The sequence below is a fragment of the Caulobacter sp. AVps16 genome (assembly GCF_058681455.1).
The window spans coordinates 389562-411501 of sequence record NZ_CM178739.1; the positions used below are offsets into that span (position 1 = coordinate 389562).

23 protein-coding genes are annotated in these 21940 nt (G+C 65.4%); 13 read left to right on the top strand and 10 right to left on the bottom strand.

What is annotated here, in order from left to right:
* Positions 1 to 4: 4 nt before the first annotated feature.
* Both ACW17U_RS01850 and ACW17U_RS01855 read right to left on the bottom strand, forming a co-directional pair.
* The gene (locus tag ACW17U_RS01850; protein ID WP_492054610.1) at positions 5 to 3070 is read right to left on the bottom strand and encodes an efflux RND transporter permease subunit; all 3066 of its coding nucleotides are present in this window, start codon (positions 3068 to 3070) and stop codon (positions 5 to 7) included.
* A 2-nt stretch (positions 3071 to 3072) separates the two neighbouring features.
* Positions 3073 to 4137 (bottom strand): efflux RND transporter periplasmic adaptor subunit, encoded by a 1065-nt coding sequence (locus ACW17U_RS01855; RefSeq protein ID WP_492054611.1) that lies wholly within the window; start codon positions 4135 to 4137, stop codon positions 3073 to 3075.
* A gap of 126 nt (positions 4138 to 4263) precedes the next feature.
* Here ACW17U_RS01855 and ACW17U_RS01860 point away from each other — a divergent pair, with 126 nt between their 5' ends.
* The 3 genes from ACW17U_RS01860 to ACW17U_RS01870 all read left to right on the top strand — a co-directional run bounded on the left by ACW17U_RS01860 (position 4264) and on the right by ACW17U_RS01870 (position 5563).
* Positions 4264 to 4896 (top strand): TetR/AcrR family transcriptional regulator, encoded by a 633-nt coding sequence (locus ACW17U_RS01860; RefSeq protein ID WP_492054612.1) that lies wholly within the window; start codon positions 4264 to 4266, stop codon positions 4894 to 4896.
* Between the two features lie 75 nt (positions 4897 to 4971).
* The gene (locus tag ACW17U_RS01865) at positions 4972 to 5172 is read left to right on the top strand and encodes a hypothetical protein (RefSeq protein WP_492054613.1); all 201 of its coding nucleotides are present in this window, start codon (positions 4972 to 4974) and stop codon (positions 5170 to 5172) included.
* Positions 5159 to 5563: a DUF983 domain-containing protein gene (locus ACW17U_RS01870; RefSeq protein ID WP_492054614.1), complete on the top strand. Its 405-nt coding sequence runs from the start codon at positions 5159 to 5161 to the stop codon at positions 5561 to 5563. Before ACW17U_RS01865 ends, ACW17U_RS01870 begins: the two co-directional genes overlap by 14 nt.
* 3 nt (positions 5564 to 5566) lie before the next feature.
* Here ACW17U_RS01870 and ACW17U_RS01875 read toward each other — a convergent pair whose 3' ends face one another.
* Positions 5567 to 5881, bottom strand: coding sequence for a polyhydroxyalkanoic acid system family protein (locus tag ACW17U_RS01875; RefSeq protein WP_492054615.1), 315 nt, complete (start codon positions 5879 to 5881; stop codon positions 5567 to 5569).
* A 121-nt stretch (positions 5882 to 6002) separates the two neighbouring features.
* On the opposite strand from ACW17U_RS01875, the gene didA reads away from it, so the two are divergent.
* The 4 genes from didA (at position 6003) to ACW17U_RS01895 (ending at position 9556) form a co-directional block, all read left to right on the top strand.
* Positions 6003 to 6209 (top strand): DNA damage-induced SOS-independent cell division inhibitor A, encoded by a 207-nt coding sequence (gene didA, locus ACW17U_RS01880; protein WP_492054616.1) that lies wholly within the window; start codon positions 6003 to 6005, stop codon positions 6207 to 6209.
* Positions 6210 to 6250: 41 nt separating this feature from the next.
* Positions 6251 to 7267 (top strand): N-acetyl-D-Glu racemase DgcA, encoded by a 1017-nt coding sequence (gene dgcA, locus ACW17U_RS01885; protein WP_492054617.1) that lies wholly within the window; start codon positions 6251 to 6253, stop codon positions 7265 to 7267.
* A gap of 56 nt (positions 7268 to 7323) precedes the next feature.
* Positions 7324 to 8355 (top strand): mechanosensitive ion channel family protein, encoded by a 1032-nt coding sequence (locus ACW17U_RS01890; protein ID WP_492054618.1) that lies wholly within the window; start codon positions 7324 to 7326, stop codon positions 8353 to 8355.
* A gap of 151 nt (positions 8356 to 8506) precedes the next feature.
* Positions 8507 to 9556 carry an HpcH/HpaI aldolase/citrate lyase family protein gene (locus ACW17U_RS01895; protein WP_492054619.1) on the top strand — a complete coding sequence of 350 codons (1050 nt, stop codon included), beginning with the start codon at positions 8507 to 8509 and terminating at the stop codon, positions 9554 to 9556.
* 125 nt (positions 9557 to 9681) lie between these two features.
* Here ACW17U_RS01895 and ACW17U_RS01900 read toward each other — a convergent pair whose 3' ends face one another.
* The 3 genes from ACW17U_RS01900 to ACW17U_RS01910 form a co-directional block, all read right to left on the bottom strand.
* Positions 9682 to 10095, bottom strand: a complete 414-nt coding sequence (locus tag ACW17U_RS01900) for an OsmC family protein (protein WP_492054620.1) — start codon at positions 10093 to 10095, stop codon at positions 9682 to 9684.
* Between the two features lie 70 nt (positions 10096 to 10165).
* Positions 10166 to 11539: a cytochrome P450 gene (locus ACW17U_RS01905; RefSeq protein ID WP_492054621.1), complete on the bottom strand. Its 1374-nt coding sequence runs from the start codon at positions 11537 to 11539 to the stop codon at positions 10166 to 10168.
* A gap of 101 nt (positions 11540 to 11640) precedes the next feature.
* Positions 11641 to 11841 (bottom strand): hypothetical protein, encoded by a 201-nt coding sequence (locus ACW17U_RS01910; RefSeq protein ID WP_062149057.1) that lies wholly within the window; start codon positions 11839 to 11841, stop codon positions 11641 to 11643.
* A gap of 275 nt (positions 11842 to 12116) precedes the next feature.
* Here ACW17U_RS01910 and ACW17U_RS01915 point away from each other — a divergent pair, with 275 nt between their 5' ends.
* The 4 genes from ACW17U_RS01915 to ACW17U_RS01930 all read left to right on the top strand — a co-directional run bounded on the left by ACW17U_RS01915 (position 12117) and on the right by ACW17U_RS01930 (position 15291).
* The gene (locus ACW17U_RS01915; RefSeq protein WP_062149054.1) at positions 12117 to 13079 is read left to right on the top strand and encodes an acetyl-CoA carboxylase carboxyltransferase subunit alpha; all 963 of its coding nucleotides are present in this window, start codon (positions 12117 to 12119) and stop codon (positions 13077 to 13079) included.
* A gap of 18 nt (positions 13080 to 13097) precedes the next feature.
* Positions 13098 to 13517, top strand: coding sequence for a lysozyme inhibitor LprI family protein (locus ACW17U_RS01920; protein WP_492054622.1), 420 nt, complete (start codon positions 13098 to 13100; stop codon positions 13515 to 13517).
* Positions 13518 to 13626: 109 nt separating this feature from the next.
* Positions 13627 to 14604: an NAD(P)H-dependent flavin oxidoreductase gene (locus ACW17U_RS01925; protein ID WP_492054623.1), complete on the top strand. Its 978-nt coding sequence runs from the start codon at positions 13627 to 13629 to the stop codon at positions 14602 to 14604.
* A gap of 72 nt (positions 14605 to 14676) precedes the next feature.
* On the top strand, positions 14677 to 15291 hold the full coding sequence (locus ACW17U_RS01930) for a hypothetical protein (protein ID WP_492054624.1): 615 nt from the start codon (positions 14677 to 14679) through the stop codon (positions 15289 to 15291).
* Positions 15292 to 15336: 45 nt separating this feature from the next.
* On the opposite strand, the gene ACW17U_RS01935 is transcribed toward ACW17U_RS01930, so the two are convergent.
* The 4 genes from ACW17U_RS01935 to ACW17U_RS01950 all read right to left on the bottom strand — a co-directional run bounded on the left by ACW17U_RS01935 (position 15337) and on the right by ACW17U_RS01950 (position 19168).
* The gene (locus tag ACW17U_RS01935) at positions 15337 to 15801 is read right to left on the bottom strand and encodes a hypothetical protein (RefSeq protein WP_492054625.1); all 465 of its coding nucleotides are present in this window, start codon (positions 15799 to 15801) and stop codon (positions 15337 to 15339) included.
* Positions 15798 to 16388 (bottom strand): response regulator, encoded by a 591-nt coding sequence (locus tag ACW17U_RS01940; protein ID WP_084746057.1) that lies wholly within the window; start codon positions 16386 to 16388, stop codon positions 15798 to 15800. Before ACW17U_RS01940 ends, ACW17U_RS01935 begins: the two co-directional genes overlap by 4 nt.
* A 343-nt stretch (positions 16389 to 16731) precedes the next feature.
* Positions 16732 to 18618: an ATP-binding protein gene (locus tag ACW17U_RS01945; RefSeq protein ID WP_492054626.1), complete on the bottom strand. Its 1887-nt coding sequence runs from the start codon at positions 18616 to 18618 to the stop codon at positions 16732 to 16734.
* The gene (locus tag ACW17U_RS01950) at positions 18611 to 19168 is read right to left on the bottom strand and encodes a heme NO-binding domain-containing protein (protein ID WP_492054627.1); all 558 of its coding nucleotides are present in this window, start codon (positions 19166 to 19168) and stop codon (positions 18611 to 18613) included. The genes ACW17U_RS01945 and ACW17U_RS01950 overlap by 8 nt, the downstream gene beginning before the upstream one ends.
* A gap of 818 nt (positions 19169 to 19986) precedes the next feature.
* Here ACW17U_RS01950 and ACW17U_RS01955 point away from each other — a divergent pair.
* The gene (locus ACW17U_RS01955; protein ID WP_492054628.1) at positions 19987 to 20919 is read left to right on the top strand and encodes a retron St85 family effector protein; all 933 of its coding nucleotides are present in this window, start codon (positions 19987 to 19989) and stop codon (positions 20917 to 20919) included.
* 49 nt (positions 20920 to 20968) lie between these two features.
* Positions 20969 to 21853, top strand: a complete 885-nt coding sequence (locus ACW17U_RS01960) for a retron St85 family RNA-directed DNA polymerase (RefSeq protein WP_492054629.1) — start codon at positions 20969 to 20971, stop codon at positions 21851 to 21853.
* The last annotated feature ends 87 nt before the right edge of the window (positions 21854 to 21940 follow it).

The window sequence follows — 21940 nt, forward strand, 5'->3', positions numbered from 1 at the left end:
CGACCTAAGCCCGCTGATCCCCCCGCGCCGTCAGCCAGTACATCACCGGTGTCGCCACCCGTGACAGGACGGTCGAGGTAATCAGGCCACCGATGATCGCGATGGCCAGGGGCGAGTAGAGGCCTGACCGCTCCAGCGCCAGGGGCAGCAGGCCGCCGATGGCCGTCACCGAAGTCAGCAGCACCGGCAGGAAACGCACCTCGCCGGCCTTTTCGATGGCGTCGTGCAGGTCCATGCCCTCGCGGCGCAGCTGTTCGGTGAAATCGACCAGCAGGATCGAGTTCTTGATCTCGATACCGATCAGGGCGATCAGGCCGATGGTGGCCGTGAAGCTCAGGGAGTTGCCGGTAATGGCCAGGGCCGCCACGGCCCCGAAGATGCCGAACGGGATGATTCCGGCAACGACCAGGGCGGTCTTGAACTTTTGGAACTCCAGGACGAGCACCGCCAGGATGCCGAAGACCGCGATCAGCACCGCCGCGCCCAGGCCGGCAAAGCTTTCAGACTGGGCCTCGGCCTGGCCGCCCAGGCCCAGGCGATAGCCGGGGGGCATGGGCAGGTCCTTCTCCATCCGGGCGACGACGTCCTCGGTGACCTTGGCGGCCAGGAAGCCGGTGGCGACATAGGAAGTGACCGTCACGGTCCGCTCGCGGTCGAAGCGGTCGATGCGGGCCGGGCTGGACTTCAGGGTCGGGGTGGCCACGGCATCCAGGCGCGCGGCCAGGCCGTCAGCGGTCGGGACATAGACCGCCTTCAGGGCCGAGAGGGCATTGCGGGCCGCGCCGTCGGCCTGGTCCATCGGCAGGCGCACCTTCACGGCATAGTCGTCGCCGTCGGGATCGCGGAAGCGGGCGGTTTCTTCGCCGGACAGGGCCAGACGCGCCGCGCGGCGGGCTGCTCCGGCGGGGACGCCGAGGGCGGCGGCCTTGGCCTCGTCGACGCCGAGGTCCAGATCCGTGCGGTCCAGACGGATCGGATTGGTGACGTCGCGCGTGCCCGGCGTGGCCTTGAGGATGGCCTCGGCGCGGGCCGCCAGGGCCTTCAGGGCGTCGAGGTTCTGACCGGTCAGGCGGATGGCGATCGGGGCATCGATCGGCGGGCCGTTCTCGAAGGTGACGACGCTGATCCGCGCGCCGGGCACATCGGCGAAGTCGCGGCGAAGGCTGTCCAGCACCTTCTCACTCTTGCCCGGCTCCCAGGCCTTCAGGCTGACAAAGAGCTCGGCATAGGTCGTGGCGCTCTCGCGCTGCTGCTGGTTGTAGAAGATCTGCGGATTGCCCCGACCCAGATTGGCGGCGCTCCAGGTGACCTCGGGCGTGGCCTTCAGGCGCTGCTCGACATATTTCAGGGCGCGATCGGTGCGGGCCAGGGAGGTGCCGTCGGGGGTTTCGATCCGGACCAGGAACTGGGGCGTCTCGGCCGGCGGAAACAGGCTGGAGCCGATCAGCTTCAGCATCGGGAAGGTGCTGAGGCAAAGGGTCAGCATGATGGCCAGAGCCGCCCAGGGGCGGGCCAGGGACCAGTGCAGCACCGGACGATAGAACCGGTGAATGCCGCCGTTCACGGCCTGCAGGATGGCATTGCCCTCGGGATCCGAATGCTTGTCGAGGATCCGGCTGGCCAGGAACGGGATGATGGTCATCGAGACCAGCAGGGAGGCGGCGATGGTGCACAGCACGGTCACCGGCAGGGACTTGATATAGGCCCCGGAGCCGGCGGGCAGGGCCATCAGCGGCAGGAAGGCCAGCATCAGGGTGGCCGTGCAGCCGATCACCGCCAGGCCGATCTGGCGGGTGCCGTTGACCGCCGCCTCGGTGCGGCTCTCGCCCTCGCGGATGCGGCGGGCGATGTTTTCGGTAATGACGATACTGTCGTCGACCAGCAGGCCCAGGGACAGCACGAAGCCGGCGATCGACAGCTGGTTCAGGGTAAAACCGAAGGCCTGCAGCATCGACAGGCCGATCAGCAGGCTGAGCGGGATCGACACCATCACCACCAGACCGGCCCGCGGACCCAGGGGCAGCAGGGTGATCAGCACCAGCACCAGGGCGATGCCGAAGTCGCGGAACAGGGCCTTCAGCCGGTGTTTGACATTGTCGGCCTGGACGAAGCCGCGCTCCAGCTTGACCCCGGCCGGCAGGATCTTCTCGTACTCATCCAGGACCTGCTCAACGCTCCTGGTGATCTTGGTCACATCCTGGCCGTCCTTCTGGGTCACGGTCAGGAACACGGCGCGCTGACCGTTGAAGCGGGCCAGATGGGTGGGTTCCGCCTGGGCCCAGGCCACCTTGGCGACATCGCGAACCCGGGTCACCTGGCCGCCGATCGCGCGCACAGGCGTATCGCCGACGGCCTCCAGAGAACGGAAGGCTCCCCCGGACTTGACGTTGAACCGCCGCTCGCCGGCCTGGACCGCGCCGATCGGGGCCTCTGCGCCGGCTGATTTCAGGGCGTCGGCGACGGCGGTGGCGGGCAGTCTCAGGGCCGCCAGACGGGCCAGATCGAGCGTGACCTGCACCTCCGAGGCGGGCGCGCCCCAGTACCTGGCCTCACGCACACCGGGCACCCGGTCGAGGCGTTCCCGCAGGCGGTCAGCGGTCTTCTCAAGCCGCCGCATGGGCAGGACGTCGCTGGTCAGGGCCACCTGGACGATCGAGACCTCGGTGGTGCGGGCCCGCTGGATGTCGAGACGGGCCAGGCCGGGCGGCAGGGCCCCGCGAATGGCGTTCACCTCGCGGACCACCTGATCGTATTTGCGCTCGGGATCGACGTCCCAGGTGAAGTGGACGCGGACCGATGCCGCGCCATCGGCGCTGGTCGACTCGACCTTTTCGATATTGTCCAGACCGTCGACGGCATCCTCGATCGGGTCGACGACCAGCTGCTCCATCTCCGAGGGCTCGGCCCCCGGCAGCACGGCGCGAACGATGACGATCGGGATCGGGAAATGCGGATCTTCGGAGCGCGGAATGCTGGTCAGGGCATTGAAGCCCAGCATGGTCAGCAGTCCGAACGCCACCAGGGTGAACTGCCAGCGGTGAACCGCCACGCCCGCGAGGTCGAACTTCACGGCTAGTTCTCCCCGACCAGCTTGGCCGGATCGACAACCCGCACCTTTTCGCCGTCGCTGACGAAGCCGGCTCCGGCGGTGATCACCTGGGTGCCGTCGGCGAGGCCGGAGACCAGGGCGTCATCGCCGTCAAAACCGCCAAAGCCTACGGCGGTGCGTCGGGCGACGCCGCCGTCGAGACGCAGCACAAAGGCGCGGGAGCCCTTGGCCTCCAGCAGGGCCTCAGCGGGGATGCGGGACTGGGCGGCGGCCGGGCCCGATGGTGTAGTGGCGGCGCGAACCGACAGCTCGGCACTGGCAATCTGGCCGCTGCGCAGGTCGGAGCGACCGGCCAGTTCGAGTTCCACGGTCACAGCCCCCGTGCGGGTATCGGCAGCTTCGCCGACCCGGGTGACGGTGCCGGTCAGGAGCGCGCCGCCCAGATCCTCGACCTTGATCCGGGCCCCGTCGCCGACCCTGACGCGAGCGGCGTCGCGGGCGGCCAGGGGCAGGCGCAGGACCAGGGGGCTGTTCAGGTCGGCGACCCGTGCCACCACCTGGCCGGGCTGCACCACCTCACCGGTCTGGGCGGTGCGCGCCAGCACCACGCCGGAGGCGGGCGAGACCAACTGGCCCCAGCGCCGATCGAAGCTGGCGGCATTATAGGCTGCCTGGGCCGCCTTCAGGGCGCTCTGGCGATCATCCAGGCGCTGGCGGCTGACATAGCCCTTTTCGAACAGGGTCTTGTCGCGCTCGACGTCGCGACGGGCGCGTTCCAGATCGGCCGAGCTCTGCTGCTGACGTGCATCCAGGCTGGCCGGATCGATGGTCGCAATCACCTGGCCGGCCTGCACCCGGTCTCCGGCCTCGACGCTCATCCGGGTCAGGACCCCGGCGATGCGGAAGGAGAGGGCCATTTCGCGGCGGCGTTCCAGCGTACCGGTGGCCGAGACCGTGTCGGCATTGCGGGGGGCGGCGACTCGAACGGCCTCGACGGGGGTCGGCAGGGCCGGGGCCTCGGCCTTCTGGCCCTGACTGCCGCAGGACGCCAGCCAGGGCAGAAGCGCGACCACGACCCATGGGCGCATGGCAGGTTGGAGAAGGGGCTGGGGAGAGCGCCGCATCGTCCGGGTTCCATGTCAATCAATGATAAGTTATCAGTGATAGATTGTTGCCACTTGTCAAGCTCGCCACCGGGTGATGAAGGTCGGAAAATGAAGACTCCAACCACGCGATCGCCGCGTAAAGCCAAAGGGCACGGTGCCGAGCGCCGCGAGGAGATCCTTGAGGCCGCCCTGACCCTGTTCAGCGAGCGCGGCGTCCATGCGGTCTCGACCCGCCAGATCGCTGAACTGGCCGGCATCTCGCAACCGGCCCTCTATGCCTATTTCGCCACCAAGGACGACATGGCCGATGAGCTGTGCGTGCGGGCCTTCGCAGTCCTGGTCGAGCGGATGAAGGCCGCCAGGGTGGTGGGCGAGCCGACCGTGGCCAATTTCGAGCGGTCCCTGCGGGTCTATGTCGATTTCGGTATCGAGAGCCCCAATGCCTATCGGGTCGCCTTCATGATCGAGAAGGGGCCGCACGGCCACGGCTTCGACAAGCGTGACAGCCTGCCCATGCTGGCGGGCCTGGACGCCTTCGCGATGTTCCGTGACATCGTCGAAGAGTATCAGGCAGCGGGTCTGACCGTGCTGGATGACCCGCAACTGGCCACCCAGACCCTGTGGGCGGGGCTGCATGGCCTGGTGTCCCTGCTGATCGCACGGTCGGAGTTTCCCTGGGTCGAGCGTGAGGCGCTCATCGACGCCCATATCGCCATGCTGCGCCGGGGTGCCCTTAAGTAGGCGCGCCCGCGCCCGGCCGTGGCAAAGTCGGTCCCGGCAGCCTATATCCGCGCCTTGTGTTTTCCGGAGACCCCGATGGCCAAGCTGCAGCCCCTCCAGTCCTTCAGCCTGCAGGAGACCGAGGACGGCTATCGCCTGCTGGTCTCGGCCATTGGCGGCGACACCCTCTACGTCTCGATCACCGCCGACCAGATGGACGACATCATCGACTCCCTGGAGCTGGCGACCGGCGGCGACAGCGACGACGAGGCGGAGCACGAGGATGACGACGCCTGAGCGATCGATCCCGCCGGTTCTCTCCGGCCTGCGCTGCCGGTGCCCGCGCTGTGGCGAGGGCAAGCTGTTCAGGGGCTTCCTGAAACTGGCCCCGGCCTGTGACCGGTGTGGCCTGAGCTTCGCCTTCGCCGACCCGGCCGACGGTCCGGCCTTTTTCGTGATGAGCGGCGTCGGGATCGTGGTGATCGGCGTCTTCGCCTGGATCGAGGTGGCCTATCACCCGCCGGTCTGGGTCCACTTCGTCACCGTGTTCCCGGCCCTGCTGGCGGGGTGTCTGGGCACGCTGCGGCCCGTGAAGGCCTGGCTGGTGGCCTCGCAATACATCCACAAGGCCGAGGAAGGCCGGTTCGCCAGTCTCGGCCGGCACGATTTCGACGAACGCCGCCTTTAGGGACTACTTGTTCTCCAGCAGCAGCTGACCCCGCTTTTGCAGCTGGTCTCTTATCTTGCCGGCGATCATGCCCAGCATGCCGGGCAGGACGATGTCCAGCTTCACCATATCGCCCAGCACATCCAGGGTGCCGCTGATCGTCTGGCCCATGGCGACCGCCGAGAAGGTCAGGGTGTCGCCGTTCCAGGTTTGCTTCACCTGATCGGCGCTGCCGCCGGGAATCTGGCTGGCCAGCTGGGCAAAGCCGGTCTCGATCCGCCGACGGGCCTCGGCAGCGCCGAGCTTGTGGGGGATGGTGATCGTGATCGGCTTGGACATCGGGAACTCACTGCAGAAACGGAACGACGCCGCCTGAACATAGGTGCGCTTTGCTGCAGCGAAAGCTGCGACCGTTTTCGACGTGGCCAGGCTCGAGAGTGAGGCATCCCAGGAGGACGCCATGACCGACTTTGCCATGCCCCACGCTTTCCAGCCGACCCGCCGTCCCGCCCGTCCGGGGCGTCCCACCGGCCTGATCGGTGCCGTAAGCTATGGAGGCGTTCTGCTGGTCTGGCTGGCCCTGTTCGTGCTCGACCGGCCCCTGGCGCTGAAGGTGTTCCGCGAGCGCCGCGCCGACTCGCCGATCCGCCGCGACTGGCGCTGGTAGGGGTCTCGCCAAGCCTGGCGAACAATGACAAGCCTTGGGCCATGTCGCTGTCTGCCACCGCCCGCGCCGTCCACCATCCGCTGAAAGCCCCGTTCCGCATCTCGCGCGGGGTCAAGACCGCGGCCGAGGTCGTGGTGGTCGAGGTCGAGGCCGAAGGCCAGGTCGGACGCGGCGAGAGCGTGCCCTATGGCCGGTATGACGAGACGGTCGGGGGCGTGCTGGAGCAGCTGAAGCCGGCCTTGGCGGTGCTGGAGCGCGAAGGTGACGAAGGTGCCGCCCTGGCCCTGCTGGCCCCCGGGGCCGCCCGCAACGCCCTGGACTGCGCGCTCTGGGACCTGCGGGCCCGGCGCGCCGGCGTCAGCGTCGCCGAGGCGACCGGCCTGCTGGTTCCGACCGCCCTGGTCACCGCCGTCACCGTCAGTCTGGATACGCCCGAGGCCATGGGCGCCGCGGCCCTGGCCGTGGCCGACGCGCCGCTGATCAAGATCAAGCTGTCCGCTGAGGATCCCGCCGCCCGCCTGCGGGCCGTAGCCACCGCCGCGCCCAATAGCCGCTTCATCGTCGATCCCAATGAGGGCTGGACTTTCGAGGTTCTGCATGGCCTGCGCGCGCTGCTGGCCGACCTGCCGATTGCCCTGGTCGAACAGCCCCTGCCGGCCGGTGCCGATGATCCCCTGGACGGCTATGACCCGCCCTATGTCATCTGCGCCGATGAGTCGGTGCATGTCGGCGGCGATCTCGCCGCCCTGCGGGGGCGGTATCAGGCCGTCAATCTCAAGCTCGACAAGACCGGCGGCCTGACCGAGGCCGTAAGGATGCTGGAACAGGCCCGTGCCCTGGGCTTCCAGCTGATGACCGGCTGCATGGTGGCCTCGTCCCTGGGGATCGCCCCGGCCCTGCACCTGGCGGGGGGATGCCAGTATGCCGATCTCGACGGACCCTGGTGGCTGGCGGTGGATCACCCCGGGGGGCTGCGGGTCGAGGGTGGAGTCATCACGCCACCCAAGCCGGGGTTTTGGGGTGACGGGATGGAACGGTCGGGGCTTTGGCTCGACTGATCGGCAAGCGCCGGGACCCCCTTGATCCGATGCGGCAGCGGGGCCCAGACTAGGCCATGGCCGAGAATCCCCTGGAACGCCTGGACACCTTCGAACTGGTCAAGCTGGGCAAGGCCTCAGTGACGGTCGGCGGCCTTGCGGCCGCCCTGCTGATCATCGCCGCCGCCCTGATCGCTTCGCGTCTTACGGCAGCGGGCCTGCAGCGCCTGCGGGCCCGGGCGGCCGGAAGCGCCGCCTCGCTCTACATCGTCGAGAAGGTCCTGACCTACGGCCTGGTGATCATCGGCTTCGTGGCGGGCCTCTCGACCATGGGTCTGGACCTGACCTCTCTGGCCGTGTTCGCCGGTGCCCTGGGCGTCGGTGTCGGTCTGGGCCTGCAGGGCATGGTCAAGGACTTCGCCTCGGGCATTTCGCTTGTGTTCGAGCGGCTGGTGGCAGTGGGCGATTTCGTCGAACTGCCCAATGGCCAGCGCGGTGTGGTGCATGAGGTCGGTCCGCGCGCCACCCGCATCCGCACCAATGACAGCACCGACCTGATCGTGCCCAACTCGGTCCTGGTCAATGACCTCGTCATCAACTGGACCCTGCGCAACACCAATCGCCGCATCCGGGTGCCGTTCGTCACCGCCTTCGGGGTCGACAAGCAGAAGGTGCGCGAGGCGGTTTTGAAGGCCGCACGGAGCGTACCCTTCACCTCGCCGGACGATGCCGTGCGGCGCACCCAGGTCTGGCTGGTCGGCTATGGCGAACACGCCCTGAAGTTCGAGCTGATCGTCTGGCCCACGGTCGAGGCGGTGCGCCGCCCGGCCGCGATCTTTGCGGCCTATACCTGGGCCATTGACGACGCCCTGCGCGAGGCGGGCATCGAGATCCCCTATCCCCAGCGCGACCTCCGGGTGCGAGGCCTGTTCGGCGAGGAGGGCGAGGACGCCCTGACCAGCCTGAAGCTGGAGCCCGCCGCCCGCCGCCGCAAGGCCAAGGCCGCCAAGCCCGGCTCCAGCAATGACGCCGCCCTGGATCTGGAACGCGAGGATCCTGACGATCCCCCCCTGTCGCCGTCGCCCCCGGCTGCACCGTCCAAGGGCTGAGGTTTCTGAACGCCGATAAGCTGAGGCTTGACGCCCTTGACGCGTCGCCGCAGTCTTCTCGCAACTGCGAAAAGAACAGCAGGCGCGACAGTGAAGAATGGCCACCGGTCTGGGTGTCCGACACGCGCCTATCCATGACGGGGAGCGACCGATGAAGACCGCGCGAGGCTTTTTCAGACCCTTGGCCATCGGTGCGCCGACGCCCTATCGCGATCTGCCGGCCCGCGTCGAACGCATGATCCACTTCGTGCCGCCGCACCTGGACAAGGTGCGCGCCAAACTTCCCGAGATCGCTCCGACCGTCGATGTGATCCTGGCCAACCTCGAAGACGCCATCCCCGCCGACGCCAAGGGCGCGGCCCTGGCCGGCCTGATCGACATGGCCCGCACCATCGACTTCAAGGCCCTGGGCGTCGGTTTCTGGACGCGGATCAACTGCCTCAACTCGCCCTGGCACCTGGACGAGGTCTCGACCATCGTCGAAAAGGCCGGCGACAAGATCGACGTGATCATGGTGCCCAAGGTCGAGGGGCCGTGGGACATCTTCTACATGGACCAGCTCCTGGCCTCGCTGGAGGCCAAGCACGGCGTCACCCGGCCGATCCTGCTGCATGCCATCCTCGAGACGGCCGAGGGCGTGATGAACGTCGAGCAGATCGCGGCGGCCAGTCCGCGCATGCAGGGCATCTCACTGGGCCCGGCCGATCTCGCCGCCAGCCGGGCCATGAAGACCACCCGCGTCGGCGGTGGCCATCCCGGCTATCGCGTCATCGAGGACCCGCATGCCGACGGCGCGCCCCGCGCTTCGGTGCAGCAGGACCTGTGGCACTACACCTTCGCCAAGATGGTCGACGCCTGCGCCGCTCATGGCATCAAGCCGTTCTATGGTCCGTTCGGTGCGATCGATGATCCGGTCGCCTGCGAGCAGCAGTTCCGCAACGCCTTCCTGATGGGTTGCGCCGGGGCCTGGAGCCTGCACCCCAGCCAGATCGCCATCGCCAAGTCGGTGTTCAGCCCGGCCCCCGACGAGGTGATCTTCGCCAAGCGCATCCTCGAAGCCATGCCCGACGGCACGGGCGTCGCCATGCTCGACGGCAAGATGCAGGACGACGCCACCTGGAAACAGGCCAAGGTCATGGTCGACTGCGCGCGCCAGATCGCGGGCAAGGATGCGGAGTATGCCAGGCTCTATGGCTTTTAGCGGCAGATGCTCCCCCGCTGGGGGAGCTGTCGCGGAGCGACTGAGGGGGCCGTCGCGGCGAATGCCGAGCTAGCCCCCTCCGGCCCTTTGGGCCACCTCCCCCGGAAGGGGAGGATCTGCTGAGGTCACCCCACCGTCGTCACCACCCGCGCGCCCTGGGTCAGCAGCTTGTGGATCGGGCACAGTTCGGCGATGGCCAGCAGGCGTTCGCGCTGCTCGGCGTCCAGATCGCCGCCCAGGGTTATCACGCGATCAAACCGCTCCGGCGGGGTCATGTCGGCCTCTCGGCTGCTCCGCACCTCGACATGCACCGCGCCCAGGGGCCAGTTCTTGCGCTTGGCGTAGAGGCGCAGGGTCATGGTCGTGCAGGCCGCCAGGCCCGCCGCGACCAGGTCATGCGGGTCAGGTCCCAGATCCAGACCGCCGGCCGAGACCTTCACATCGGCCACCAGACTGGTCGGGCCGGCGGTTACGAAGGTCTGCAGGCCGCCGTGGCCGCTGTCAGCGGCGATGGCACTGGGGCGAGGGGTGGCGGTCATGGGCAGGGTCCTTGCGACGTTCAACCAAGCTTGGGTGTCGTTGGGTGCCCCGCAAGACCCAGGCTTGCGCCTATGTCCGCCGGAACGGTGTCAGTCGGAAGTCCGGTTCGCGATCGGGTCCCAGAGAAATCCGGGCCACGGGTATGACCGGCCGGTCGTCGGCCAGGGTGATCTGGAATTGCGACAGCAGGCTGCCGAGCAGGATCTGGCTCTCGGCCATGGCAAAGCTGGCCCCGATACAGACCCGAGGTCCGGCCCCGAACGGGATGAAGGCGTCCATCCCCCAGGGAGAGGGGTGGCCCAGAAAGCGTTCGGGCAGGAAGGCCGTCGGCTGATCCCAAAGCTTGCGATGACGATGGATCAGCCACGGACTGATGGTGATCACGTGGCCGGGCGAGACCTTGAAGCCCTGGACCTCATCCTCGGCGATCACTTCGCGGCTCATCATCGGGGCGGGCGGGTAGAGCCGCAGGGCCTCCAGCAGGACCGACCGGGTCAGGGGCCAGCCCGATAGATCCTCCAGGGACCGGATCCTGTCCGGCGGATAGGCCAGGATCTCGGCGCGCACCCGTCCCTGGGTCACGGGATCCAGAGCCAGCAGATAGGTCGCCCAGAACAGCAGGCGCGAGGTGGTCTCGAAACCCGCAGCCAGCATGGTCCCGCACTGATCGCGGATTTCCTGGTCGGGCAGGGGGCGGCCGTCCTCGTCACGCGCGGCCAGGAGACTGTCCAGCAGATCGCGCCCGTGCGACTGCGGCGGGTCGTCTCGGCGAGCGTCGATCAGCGCCGTGACGGCGGCCATCCAGCGGGCCCCCACGGCTCGCCTCGGCCGTTCGGCAAAGCCGAAATCGCCCGGCGCACGGGCCAGAAGATCGAAAAGGTTCACATTGGCCTGGCCCTGCAGGTAGTCGCGGGCGATCTTGCCGAGCTGCGCCCCCTCGCCGCTGGCCGCGCGAGAGAAGAGGGCACGCAGGACGGCATCGAGTGTGGCCCGATGGAAGGTCTCGCTCAGATTGACGCGATCCTGGCCCGCCAGACCTTCGGCCAGGGTCTGGCCGGCGGCCATGAAGTGCGGCAGCAGGGTCTCGACCGCCTTGGGCGTGAAGGCTGGCGCCAGGGCCTTGCGCTGCCGTCGCCAGATCTCGCCCTCGGTCAGCAGCAGGCCGTCGCCGACAATGGGCCGAAGGATCCGGCTGATCTGGAAAGGGCGCCGATAGCGCGCCGCGTGGGAGCCCAGCACCTGCCTGACCCCGGCCGGGTCGCTGACCACAAGGCCAGGCTGGCCCAGGAAGTTATAGGGGATCATCAGGGTGTCGAAGCCGGACTCTGACCAGGCCCCGACCATGTTGCGCATCATCGCCCAGGCGGCACCCAGATCCGTCAGGTCCCTGGTGTGAACCTTTGGCGCGGGCGGGATCAGCGGCTTGGAAACCTGGACGTCCATGGCGAACTCCGGATCGGGAGCTGCCGGGGAGGGCGCTCCGTCCGGAACCATCGGATAGCACCGCCGGGTGGGCGGGGCAATAATTCATCGTCCGATGAAATCTAAGCCGCCGCCACGCGCCGGGCCGGGACATCGAAGATGCGTTTACTGCCACGCCAGACCTCGATCATGTCGCAGCGGTGGTGCATGTCGATCAGTTCGAAGGCGCGCTGACGGGCGGCCTGGTCATCGGCATAGGGGGCGACGTCGAAGCGGGGAACGGAGCCGTCCGGCTCGACGCAGAAGAATGTAAACACCTGCATGGGAACACGGTTCTCAACAGGCGGGACCGGGCCACATTCGATGGCGGGGGCCGCAGGCGCTGGCTCTCTTTCGCGACCAGCTAGGAACAGACCATAGGACCAAATGTCGCGATTCACCATAAAAATGAGTCTTCAAAAGAGACTCTCTCGCGATCCATCTGGGGACGGTCCTGGGGATGAATCCTCGCCCTTGCGGAACGTTCCAAAGCCGGTTCCCTTTTTCCGGCAGAGCCACTAGGTTCGCACCCTTTCGTAAACGGCGACGTTGAGACTCCATGGCCGCCCACTATCTCGATTTCGAACGTCCCATCGCGGATCTGGAAAGCAAGATCGAAGAGCTGAGCAAGCTCTCCGAGACCGCCGGACCAGGCGCATTCGAGCTCGAGATCCAGGCGCTGCGCGATCGCGCCCAGGAACTCCGCGTCGAGGCCTATGCCAATCTCGACGCCTGGCAGAAGACCATGGTCGCCCGTCATCCGCAGCGCCCCCATCTGCGCGACTATGTTGCCGGCCTGATCGAGGAGTTCGTGGAGCTGCGCGGCGACCGCAAGTTCGCCGATGACCAGGCCATTGTCGGTGGGCTGGGACGGTTCCGGGGTCAGCCGGTCGTGGTCATGGGCCACGAAAAGGGTCACGACACCACCACGCGCCTGAAGCACAATTTCGGCATGGCCCGCCCCGAGGGCTACCGCAAGGCCGTGCGCCTGATGGACATGGCCGAGCGCTTCAACCTGCCGGTCATCACCTTTGTCGACACCGCCGGGGCCTATCCGGGCCTGGGGGCCGAAGAGCGCGGCCAGGCCGAGGCCATCGCCCGCTCGACCGAGCGCTGCCTGACCCTGGAAGTGCCGATGATCGCCACCATCGTCGGCGAGGGCGGCTCGGGCGGGGCCATCGCCCTGGCCGGTGCCAACAAGGTGCTGATCCTCGAGCACTCGATTTATTCGGTGATCAGCCCCGAGGGCGCGGCCTCGATCCTGTGGCGCGACGGGGCCCGGGCCAAGGATGCCGCGACCCAGATGCGGATCACCGCCCAGGACCTGATCAAGATCGGCATTGTCGACCGCATCATCGAGGAACCGGCCGGCGGGGCCCATTCCGACCACGAGGCGGCCCTCAAGGCGGTGGGTGATGCCCTCGAAGAAGAGCTCAAGGCGCTGTCTGGCCTGGATTCCGCCGCACTCAAGAAGCAACGTTCCGATCGCTTCTACGCCATCGGCCACGTCGGCCTGCAATAGACGGGCAAGGACCAGTCCATGATGTTCCGGACGACGCTGATCGCCGCCGCCTTTCTGATCGTGGCCCCCGTCGCGGCCCATGCCCAGGCCCAGTCCAAGGAGGGCGTCACCTTTAGCCCCGCTTATGAGCGTTGCTGGGACACGCCAGAAAACTCCACCACCTACGGGATTCTGAAGTGCGGCGAAGCGGAGATGAAGTTTCAGGACGCCCGGCTGAACAAGGCCTACAAGGCGGACATGGCCGACCTGGCGAAGGCACCTGAGGCCAAGGCCGCCCTGCTCAAGGCCCAGCGGGCCTGGATCGCCTTTCGCGACGCCGACTGCGCGTCAGTCCGGGCGTTGAGCGGCGGAACCATCGCCCCGATCGTTATGCAGATCTGCTATCTGGAGCACACGGCCCGCCGGGCCCAGGCCCTGGAAGACCTGCTCAAGCCCTGAGGGCGGATCCAGGTCTTCGGCAGACCTGCCGCATAGCCTGCGGATGCCTCTTGCCTGACGTTACGGTCAAGCGCCCATAGTCCCTGAAAATCATCAGGGAGATCCGCGCATGGCCATCAAGACCCGTTTCACCGAGATGTTCGGCGTCGAGCACCCGATCGCCCAAGGCGGCATGCAGTGGGTCGGCAAGGCCGAGCTGGTCGGTGCCGTCGCCAATGCCGGGGCCCTGGGCTTCATCACCGCCCTGACCCAGCCCACCCCCGAGGACCTGGCCAAGGAGATCGCCCGCACCCGCGATCTCACCGACAAGCCGTTCGGGGTCAATCTGACCATCCTGCCGGCCATCAAGCCGCCGCCCTATGCCGAGTACCGGGCCGCGATCATCGAGAGCGGCATCCGCATTGTCGAGACCGCCGGCTACAAGCCGCAGGAGCACGTTGATCATCTGAAGGCCCATGGCGTGAAGATCATCCACAAGTGCACCGCCGTCCGCCACGCCCTCAGCGCGGAGCGGATGGGTGTCGACGCCATCTCGATCGACGGCTTCGAATGCGCCGGCCATCCGGGCGAGGATGACATTCCCGGCCTGATCCTGATCGCCGCCGCCGCCGACAAGGTGAAGATCCCGATGCTGGCCTCGGGTGGCATTGCCGATGCGCGCGGCCTGGTCGCGGCCCTGGCCCTCGGTGCCGACGGCGTCAATATGGGCACCCGCTTCTGCGTCACCCAGGAGGCCCCGATCCCCATGGCCTTCAAGGAACAGATGGTGGCCAATGACGAGCGTCAGACCGACCTGATCTTCCGGACCCTGCACAATACCGCCCGCGTGATGCGCAATGCGGTCAGCCAGGAGGTCGTGCAGATCGAGCGGGCCGGCGGAGCCAAGTTCGAGGACGTCCAGCACCTGGTCGCCGGAACCCGGGGCCGCGACGCCCTGGCCCAGGGCGACACCGACGGCGGCATCTGGTCGGCCGGCATGGTCCAGGGCCTGATCCACGATATCCCCACCGTGAAAGATCTCGTTGACCGCATGGTCGCCGAGGCCGAGGCGATCATCCGTGGCCGTCTGGCCGGGATGGTCGGCTGACGTCGCGCAACCATCACTGGTCCTGCCTCGCCCAATGGCCGATGAAGGGGTCTGACAGGCGAGGGGACCCCGATGGCCGATTCGATCGAGGCGATGATCGACCGCCTGCGGGCGCTTGAGGAACAGCTGGAGGCCGCCTTTGCGGTCCGGGCCGGAAGCCATGGCCTGGACCTCAAGAGCGGCAAGCCGCGCTTCGGCCCCGAGGTCCGGGCCAGCCAGCGCGGCCACAAGCGGCGCATCCACTTCTTCAAGACGCCGTGGCCCACCCTGCTGACCCTGCCCCTGATCTACGGCATGGTCATTCCGATGGCCCTGATGGACCTGGCCGTCAGCGTCTACCAGCTGGGCTGCTTCACTGCCTGGGGCATAGAGCGGGTCCGCCGCCGAGACTATGTGGTCATCGACCGCCACCGGCTGAGCTATCTGAACCCGGTTCAGAAGCTCAACTGCGTCTATTGCGGCTATGGCAACGGCGTCATCGCCTATGCCCGCGAGATCACGGCCCGCACCGAGCAGTACTGGTGCCCGATCAAACACGCGCTCAAGGTCAAGGGCAGCCACGAGCGCTATGCCGGCTTCCTTGATTATGGCGACGCCGAGGGCTTCGTGAAGAGCTCGGCCGCCTATCGCGAACGCCTTAAGAAGGCCCGGGGCGCCGCCTCTGTCGGGACGACGAAGGCCGACTGAGCCCGCGCATCGTCTCCCCTGGCCGGGCTCCGGCCGCGCCCCCCTTCAGGTGGCGGTGCCGGGATCCGGTCGCGGCACGAGCGCCTCGAGCCCCCCCAGCACCGCGGCCCGTGTGGCCGGGTCCGCGTCCCGGGCGGCGATCGCCTTCAGGGTGTTGATGAACAGGGCCGCGACGTCCTTTGACCAGGTCCCGTGCCGGCAGCGATCGACATATTCGCAGAGCAGGCGGGAGGCTCGCAGCAGGTGAGCGTCCGCCTTGCCGTCGCAAAGGCCGATAATCCCGGCACTGGCCTCATGAAGGGCCTCCCAGTCGGAGGCGGAGGGTTCGAGCAGCTCGCGCCACTCGCCCATCCAGCCCAGGGCCTCATCGATCAGGATCAGATGGGCGTCTCGATGGGCCGCCTGGACCGCCGCAGCCTGGTCCAGGGCGGTTCGGGCATAGACGCCGCCCTCGGCCTTCATCAGCCGGCTCAGACTGGGAAGCTGACGGATCGTGCGGACCGGGCTCATGATGCCGCCTTCTGGGGTTTGACCAGGTCGTCGAGTTCGTTCTCGCTCAGGTTCTCGTCCTGGGCCGCGCCGATATCGAGGGACAGGTCGCTCTTGCGTCGGCCCTCTTCCTGGCTCGGCGGGCCCTGATGCTTCCAGCGCCGGTCCGGCCCGGCATAGCTGTCGCCGACAATGAAGCTGCGGGGCTCGTTCGAGATGTAGAAGATGCGCTCCAGCAGGACCTGAGGGCTGATCGGCTTGGCGATGATGTAGTTGGCCCCGCAGTCGCGGCCGGCGGCCACCTGGGATTCGCGGGTGTGAGCCGAGATGATGATGGCCGGCGTGATACGGTCTTCGTCTTTTGGGCGGTTTCGCAGCCAGCGCACCAGTTCATAGCCATCGCATTCGGGCATGGCGCCGTCGGTGATCACCAGGTCGAAATGCTGCTTGGCCAGGAGGCTTTTGGCCTCGGTGCCATCCTTGACGGCGATGATGTCATTCGCCCCAAAGGATCGCAGCATGTCTTGAAGGATGGTGCGGGCATTCTCGTTATCATCAGCGACCAGAACCTTCGCGGAATTAAGATTAATTCGGCTGCTATCCAGCATGTCTGGCCCCCGCCCTACTTGGTGTAACGTTATCGTTTCCTGAAGGGTAAAAACGGACAAAGTCCGTTGAACTGTGCCTTGTATTTGTTAACGTCGAATAACTTTCAATTACTTATGAATTGGCAATTCTGATAGGGTAAACGCTGAGTTTACGCTGTTATCGCGCCGGGATATAGTTACCATTCAAATTGTTTGAGTGGTTCAAATGTTTTGACACGTTCCGTGCCCATTTAATAGTGAGCGGCCCGGTCCAAAACCCGTTTCGGGCATGGGTCATGGCGGCGATCCCGGAGGGCACCGTTCGAAGCAGGGGGAGAAGCCTCAAGCCGGGCGCGGCCCGCCTTCAGCGCGCGGCCGTCATCTCCTGCACGGCGGCCAGGATGCCGAAGAGTTCCGAGACGATGATCGGCTTGGCCAGGACGCCATCGACCCCGGCCTCCTGGTAGCGCAGCAGGTCGTCCTCAAACACATTGGCCGTCACCATGACGATCGGCGTCAGGCAGGCCTTGGTCTCGAGGGCGCGGATCGCCTTCACGGCCTCGACCCCGTTCATGCGGGGCATGTTGGCGTCCATCAGGATCAGGTCGAAGGGGGCCTGCTGCACCGCCTCCACCGCCGCCAGACCGTCGTCGACGATCAGGGCCTCAAGTCCGATCTGGGCCAGCAGCAGCTGCAGGACGCGCTGGTTGGCCGGATTGTCCTCGGCGGCGAGAATGCGCGCCGTCAGGGCGGGCATGGGCTCGGGCTCGGGCTCAGGTTCGGGATCGGACCCGGCTCTGGCCGGCTCGGCGGGAAAGTCGAACCAGAAGCGGCTGCCGCCGCCCGTCCGCGCCTCGGCCTCCGTGTCGCAGCCGATCTCGCCGCCCAGCGCCTGGATATTGGCGGCGCAGATCGCCAGGCCCATGCCTGCGCCGCCGGTCTCGCGACCCAGGCGGGCGGGCTGGAAGGGTGTGAACAGCTGGTCCCGGTCCTCGTCAGCGACGCCCTGGCCGGTGTCACGCACCTCGACCAGAATCCGGCCGGCCTTGCCCGCAGAGGGGCTGAGCCGCACGTGGATTGCGCCGCCGTCGGGGGTGAACTTGACGGCATTGGAGATCAGGTTGGTGAGGGTCTGCTCGATCTTGCCGGGGTCGCTGATGATCCTGTGCGAGGCGGGCAGGGCGGTGACGTCCAGGGTCATGGACAGGCCCCGGGCCGCGGCCGGAGTCCGCCACAGCTCGAACAGGTCCCGGGTCATTTGCACGAGGTCGAACTCGGTCCGGGCGACCGCGCTGGCCCCGGATTCGACCCGTACGAAGTCCATGACGGCGCTCAGAAGGCGCAGCAGCATGCCGCCGGAGCGGCGGATGCCGTCGAGGTGATCGCGCTGCTCATCATCCAGCGGGGTCGCCGCCAGGGCCTCGGCGAGACCGAGGACAGCGTTCAGCGGCGTGCGAACCTCGTGGCTGGCGACCGCCAGCAGCTGGGTCTTGGCGCGGCTGGCCGCCTCGGCCCGGTGCAGCATCTGTTCCAGGTCCCGCTGGGCGGTCGCGGCGGCGGCAGTGGCCCGGTCGCGCTCGATGACCCGCCCGAGGATCGCGCCGATCTGGCCCAGGAAGTCGAGGGTGTCCTGCCCCGGTTCCCGGGCGATCACCTGGCCGAACTCCAGCACGGCGGCGACCTCGGACCCGACCAGGACCGGCAGGGCGACGCCGGCGGCGATGCCGTTGTCCGGGGCGATCCGGCTGCGCGGCAGGGTGCTGCTGGCGGTGGCGGAGATCCAGTAGGCCCGGGCCTGGGACAGCACCACCCCGGGCAGGCCGACCCCGTCGACAAACTCAATAGCCTCGGTCGCGGCGATCAGCGCCCTGCCGTCAAAGGATTCGCTGGCCCACCAGATTCCGGACGGCCGCATCCGGCGCCGGCCATCATCCAGACGTTCGACCAGTTGCACATGACCGATCGCCCAGCCGGTGAAGGTGCAGATGCTCTCCAGCGCCAGCCGCAGGACCTCGACGAGGTCGCCGCCCCGGTTGGCCATGATGGCCAGCTCCGACAGCAGCCGCATCTGCTCCTTCTGGCGGAACAGGTTGAGGGTCTCGCGCTCGGCGATGGTCTCGGCCTCGTGCCGGGCCTTCTCCGCGCGGGCCAGGCGGCGCTCCAGCCGGGTGATCTGGTCGGTGAGGCTGACGGCGACGTCGTCCACCCAGGTCACCGGGCGGGGGTGGGAGCGGGCGGTGGACCTAGACATGGGCGGCCTCGAGCGTCGGCCAGCCGATCCGGAAGGTGCAGCCGGCATCGCCCTGCTCGACGCAGGTCAGGTGCCGGAAATCGACCGTCTCGCCGAAGTGGCGCGCCGCCCCCTCGACGAAGCCGTGGGCCAGGGCGCACAGCCGCCGGGGCGAGTGATAGTCCATGTCCATCCGGCCTGGCCGGGCGGTCTGGATGTTGAAGTGCGGACAGACGGCCCCGACATAGAGCTTGCGCACCTCGACATGGATCACGTCATTGATCCCGGCCAGGAAGGTCGTGGCGCTGGCATGGCCCTCGAAGAACACCGGATAGGCGCGGGCCAGATGCGGCATGGCCTGGCGACCGAACCAGCGCAGCACCTCGGCGCGCGTCAGGCCCAGGGCCTGGCCGGCCGCCGCCACCAGCTGTTCGAGGTCCGCCTCGTCATAGGTGCCGAGCGAGGTATAGGCCCCGTCCACACCGGCGTCGTCGATCAGGTCGTCCCAGAGGTCGGCGCCGTGCGTCTCGGTGACGGCCGCCTGCAGCAGATTGAAGATCACGCCCTTCATCCGAACGCCTCCCCGTCCCATCTGGCCCCGGTCCCGGTCGGGCACGGGGGACCGCTCCCGTGGCGGAGCGGCCGCGCCGGTCGGGGCTTGCGGACGTTCCCCCGTTAAGCGCGCGTTAAGCCTAGTCCCGCCCGGCAATCGTTTTCACAAACCCAAGATTGACTGGACGATTTGTCGCACAGGCTAGGCCGGGCCTCCTGAAGACTGTGAGAACAAGCGTGATGACTGCGGGGTTCATCACGAAGGCCGCTTAACCGCGTTGCGGGGATGGAGCGGCCGGGATCCCCGCAGATCCTCCCCCTGAAGGGGGAGGCGGCTGTGGGGGGCGGCCCTTCGCGCCTAGGGGGAGCCAGGCCAATATTTCACGGCAAGTCGATCGCCGGTCTGGACAGGTTGCTCCAGGCCGGCCCTCCGGGACGCCGCCGCGCGGCCGGTCGTAGACCGGGCCTTTACCAACCTGTCCAGGCCGGCACGCTTGGTCTCTAGGAGATGAAGGGCGGGGTGGGGCGCGAGGGGCGCCAACTAGTGCACTGCTAACATGATGCCCTGGGTCTTCATTGTGGAGCGACTTGGAAGGGTGCCGCCCATTTATTGGTAGGCCTTGTTGACAAAGGTTGTTTGCTAGCACAACTTTGCATTGCTTTACGCGAATGGGCGCAAGCTCCGTCGGGCGATTAGCCAGACATGTTCTGATTGGTAGGGATTGTCGGCTCGGTTAGGCCTTGGGTTTCTTCCCTCGGCCTGCAAGCAGACGCTCGCTATCGCTCCCTTCCGAGGGAAGAAACCCAAGGCCTAACCGAGCCTTGCTAAGGTAAAGCGTGTCTTTTTTAGAAACCGCACAGAATTTTATTAAGAACTGGGACTTGGAGCGCACAAAGATATTGCGCCCTGCTCGGCTTGTATTTCTTTGCGGCGGATTGCTTGGCGATAGAGATGCTCCCCCCGTCTCGGCGAGAGACGCACTTATGCGCCAGTTGAATAACGGAGCCCTTGGTGGTGCAAAGGTTATCTTAGCCGAAAAGGCCAATGCGGCTCTTCCTGACAGTAGCTTTAAAAACTTGCTTGATTTAGAAGAGTGTATCGGAGCTGTCGTAGATGCTGTTGTTTTGTTTGTTGAGAGCCCTGGTTCTATATGTGAACTTGGAGCTTTTTGCAAAATACCAGATATTGCAAACAGGCTAACTACATTTGTGATGAACGAGCATGCTATTAGGAGCTCGTTTGTCAGAAATGGTCCACTTAAATACTTGGCGAAGGCTGACGGCGTCGATAACTTCTCGACATTTGATTGGGATGTCGGCGTTGGCGGCGTTAGGGTTGAGCCATTCGTTCTGAACGAAATTAAAGCTGAGGCGGAAGCGGCTGCTTCTGCCCGTCCAATTAAGGAAGGATTTTTGCCCAATAGCTTGGGTCATAAAGTGTACGTTGTTTTGGCGATTTCTTTTATACTGAGGGGCGGTAAAATTGGAGAGATAAAAGAATGTGCTAGAATTATATGGCCATACATATCTGAAACAGAGATAAGAAATTTTCTTGACGTTCTACAAGTGGTTGACCTTTTGAAGCCGGTCACTAATGGAAAAAATACGTATTATGTTCCAAGGATTGAAAGGGTAAACCTAGATATCAGTTTATCTGAGGGGGGGAGTATTAGGGATCCTGTCCGTTATCTTACAGACGTTGTTTCTCAGATAAAAGAAGAAGATAAAAATCGCTTGGCAGTGTTTGGAGCGCACAATGCTGACTCCTAGTGCTGATGGCGGTCTAATCAGAAGGTGCGCACTGGATCTTGGGATAACGATGTCCGAAGTTGCGTACATCGTTCGCAATGCACCGAAGAAATACAAAGTATATACTATTGATAAGCGCGATGGTGGAAAGCGCCTAATTTGTCAACCTTCACGTGAATTGAAGGCAATCCAGTATCATTTACTGAACACAATACTCTCCGAATGTGAGGTGCATCCTAGCGCGATGGCCTATGAGGTCGGTACGTCAATCCGACTTAACGCGAATGCACATTCTGGTGCGAGAGTTATTATAAAGACAGACTTTGAAGCTTTTTTTCCGTCCATAAAGGTAGCGGATTGGGTTTCGTATGCGAAGAGAAAATTTCCAAACTGGTCAAATATAGACATAGATTTTACTGTTCAATCTATGTTTTGGGGAGCGGGTGGGGAAATTCCGATTTGCCTCTCAATAGGAGCTCCTACTTCTCCTAAATTATCGAACATACTTATGTTTGATTTTGACGCGGAAATGACGGCCTTCTCGAAAGATAATGGTCTAATTTATACTAGATATGCCGACGATATTACAGTTTCATCTCATGACTATATTGATTTCGTAGGGGTGATGAAATTCATGCGTGGGCTCCTGGGAAGAGTAGATGGTCCAAAATTATCGATAAATGAGAAGAAGACAGGATTGTTCTCGAGAAGGGGATCGTTGAGAGTTACGGGGCTTGTGTTGCCCAATTCTGGCGGCGTTTCCCTTGGTCGAGATCGCAAGAGATCTATATCCGCAATGGTCCACAAGTGGTTGATTGGTGATTTTGATCCGGAACAAGAGCGTAAACTTGTTGGTTTACTTGCCTTTGCACAGGATGCTGAGCCTGTATTTGTAGATCGCTTGCGCCGAAAGTACGGGGATCAAACGATCGAGCGACTAATGGGGCGTGAATAGACTGTGCGCTGTGCGCGAGTTCGTCCAGGCTTTCCTGCATGAGGGTTAGGTAGTGTACCTCGCGGGCGGCGTCGGCTTTGCGGGCTG

Bases quoted from the DNA above. Each gene is read 5' to 3' on its own strand.
- ACW17U_RS01855 (WP_492054611.1), bottom strand. From the start codon at position 4,137: ATGCGCCCATGGGTCGTGGTCGCGCTTCTGCCCTGGCTGGCGTCCTGC.
- ACW17U_RS01860 (WP_492054612.1), top strand. From the start codon at position 4,264: ATGAAGACTCCAACCACGCGATCGCCGCGTAAAGCCAAAGGGCACGGT.
- ACW17U_RS01865 (WP_492054613.1), top strand. From the start codon at position 4,972: ATGGCCAAGCTGCAGCCCCTCCAGTCCTTCAGCCTGCAGGAGACCGAG.
- ACW17U_RS01870 (WP_492054614.1), top strand. From the start codon at position 5,159: ATGACGACGCCTGAGCGATCGATCCCGCCGGTTCTCTCCGGCCTGCGC.
- ACW17U_RS01875 (WP_492054615.1), bottom strand. From the start codon at position 5,881: ATGTCCAAGCCGATCACGATCACCATCCCCCACAAGCTCGGCGCTGCC.
- didA (WP_492054616.1), top strand. From the start codon at position 6,003: ATGACCGACTTTGCCATGCCCCACGCTTTCCAGCCGACCCGCCGTCCC.
- dgcA (WP_492054617.1), top strand. From the start codon at position 6,251: ATGTCGCTGTCTGCCACCGCCCGCGCCGTCCACCATCCGCTGAAAGCC.
- ACW17U_RS01890 (WP_492054618.1), top strand. From the start codon at position 7,324: ATGGCCGAGAATCCCCTGGAACGCCTGGACACCTTCGAACTGGTCAAG.
- ACW17U_RS01895 (WP_492054619.1), top strand. From the start codon at position 8,507: ATGAAGACCGCGCGAGGCTTTTTCAGACCCTTGGCCATCGGTGCGCCG.
- ACW17U_RS01900 (WP_492054620.1), bottom strand. From the start codon at position 10,095: ATGACCGCCACCCCTCGCCCCAGTGCCATCGCCGCTGACAGCGGCCAC.
- ACW17U_RS01905 (WP_492054621.1), bottom strand. From the start codon at position 11,539: ATGGACGTCCAGGTTTCCAAGCCGCTGATCCCGCCCGCGCCAAAGGTT.
- ACW17U_RS01910 (WP_062149057.1), bottom strand. From the start codon at position 11,841: ATGCAGGTGTTTACATTCTTCTGCGTCGAGCCGGACGGCTCCGTTCCC.
- ACW17U_RS01915 (WP_062149054.1), top strand. From the start codon at position 12,117: ATGGCCGCCCACTATCTCGATTTCGAACGTCCCATCGCGGATCTGGAA.
- ACW17U_RS01920 (WP_492054622.1), top strand. From the start codon at position 13,098: ATGATGTTCCGGACGACGCTGATCGCCGCCGCCTTTCTGATCGTGGCC.
- ACW17U_RS01925 (WP_492054623.1), top strand. From the start codon at position 13,627: ATGGCCATCAAGACCCGTTTCACCGAGATGTTCGGCGTCGAGCACCCG.
- ACW17U_RS01930 (WP_492054624.1), top strand. From the start codon at position 14,677: ATGGCCGATTCGATCGAGGCGATGATCGACCGCCTGCGGGCGCTTGAG.
- ACW17U_RS01935 (WP_492054625.1), bottom strand. From the start codon at position 15,801: ATGAGCCCGGTCCGCACGATCCGTCAGCTTCCCAGTCTGAGCCGGCTG.
- ACW17U_RS01940 (WP_084746057.1), bottom strand. From the start codon at position 16,388: ATGCTGGATAGCAGCCGAATTAATCTTAATTCCGCGAAGGTTCTGGTC.
- ACW17U_RS01945 (WP_492054626.1), bottom strand. From the start codon at position 18,618: ATGTCTAGGTCCACCGCCCGCTCCCACCCCCGCCCGGTGACCTGGGTG.
- ACW17U_RS01950 (WP_492054627.1), bottom strand. From the start codon at position 19,168: ATGAAGGGCGTGATCTTCAATCTGCTGCAGGCGGCCGTCACCGAGACG.
- ACW17U_RS01960 (WP_492054629.1), top strand. From the start codon at position 20,969: ATGTCCGAAGTTGCGTACATCGTTCGCAATGCACCGAAGAAATACAAA.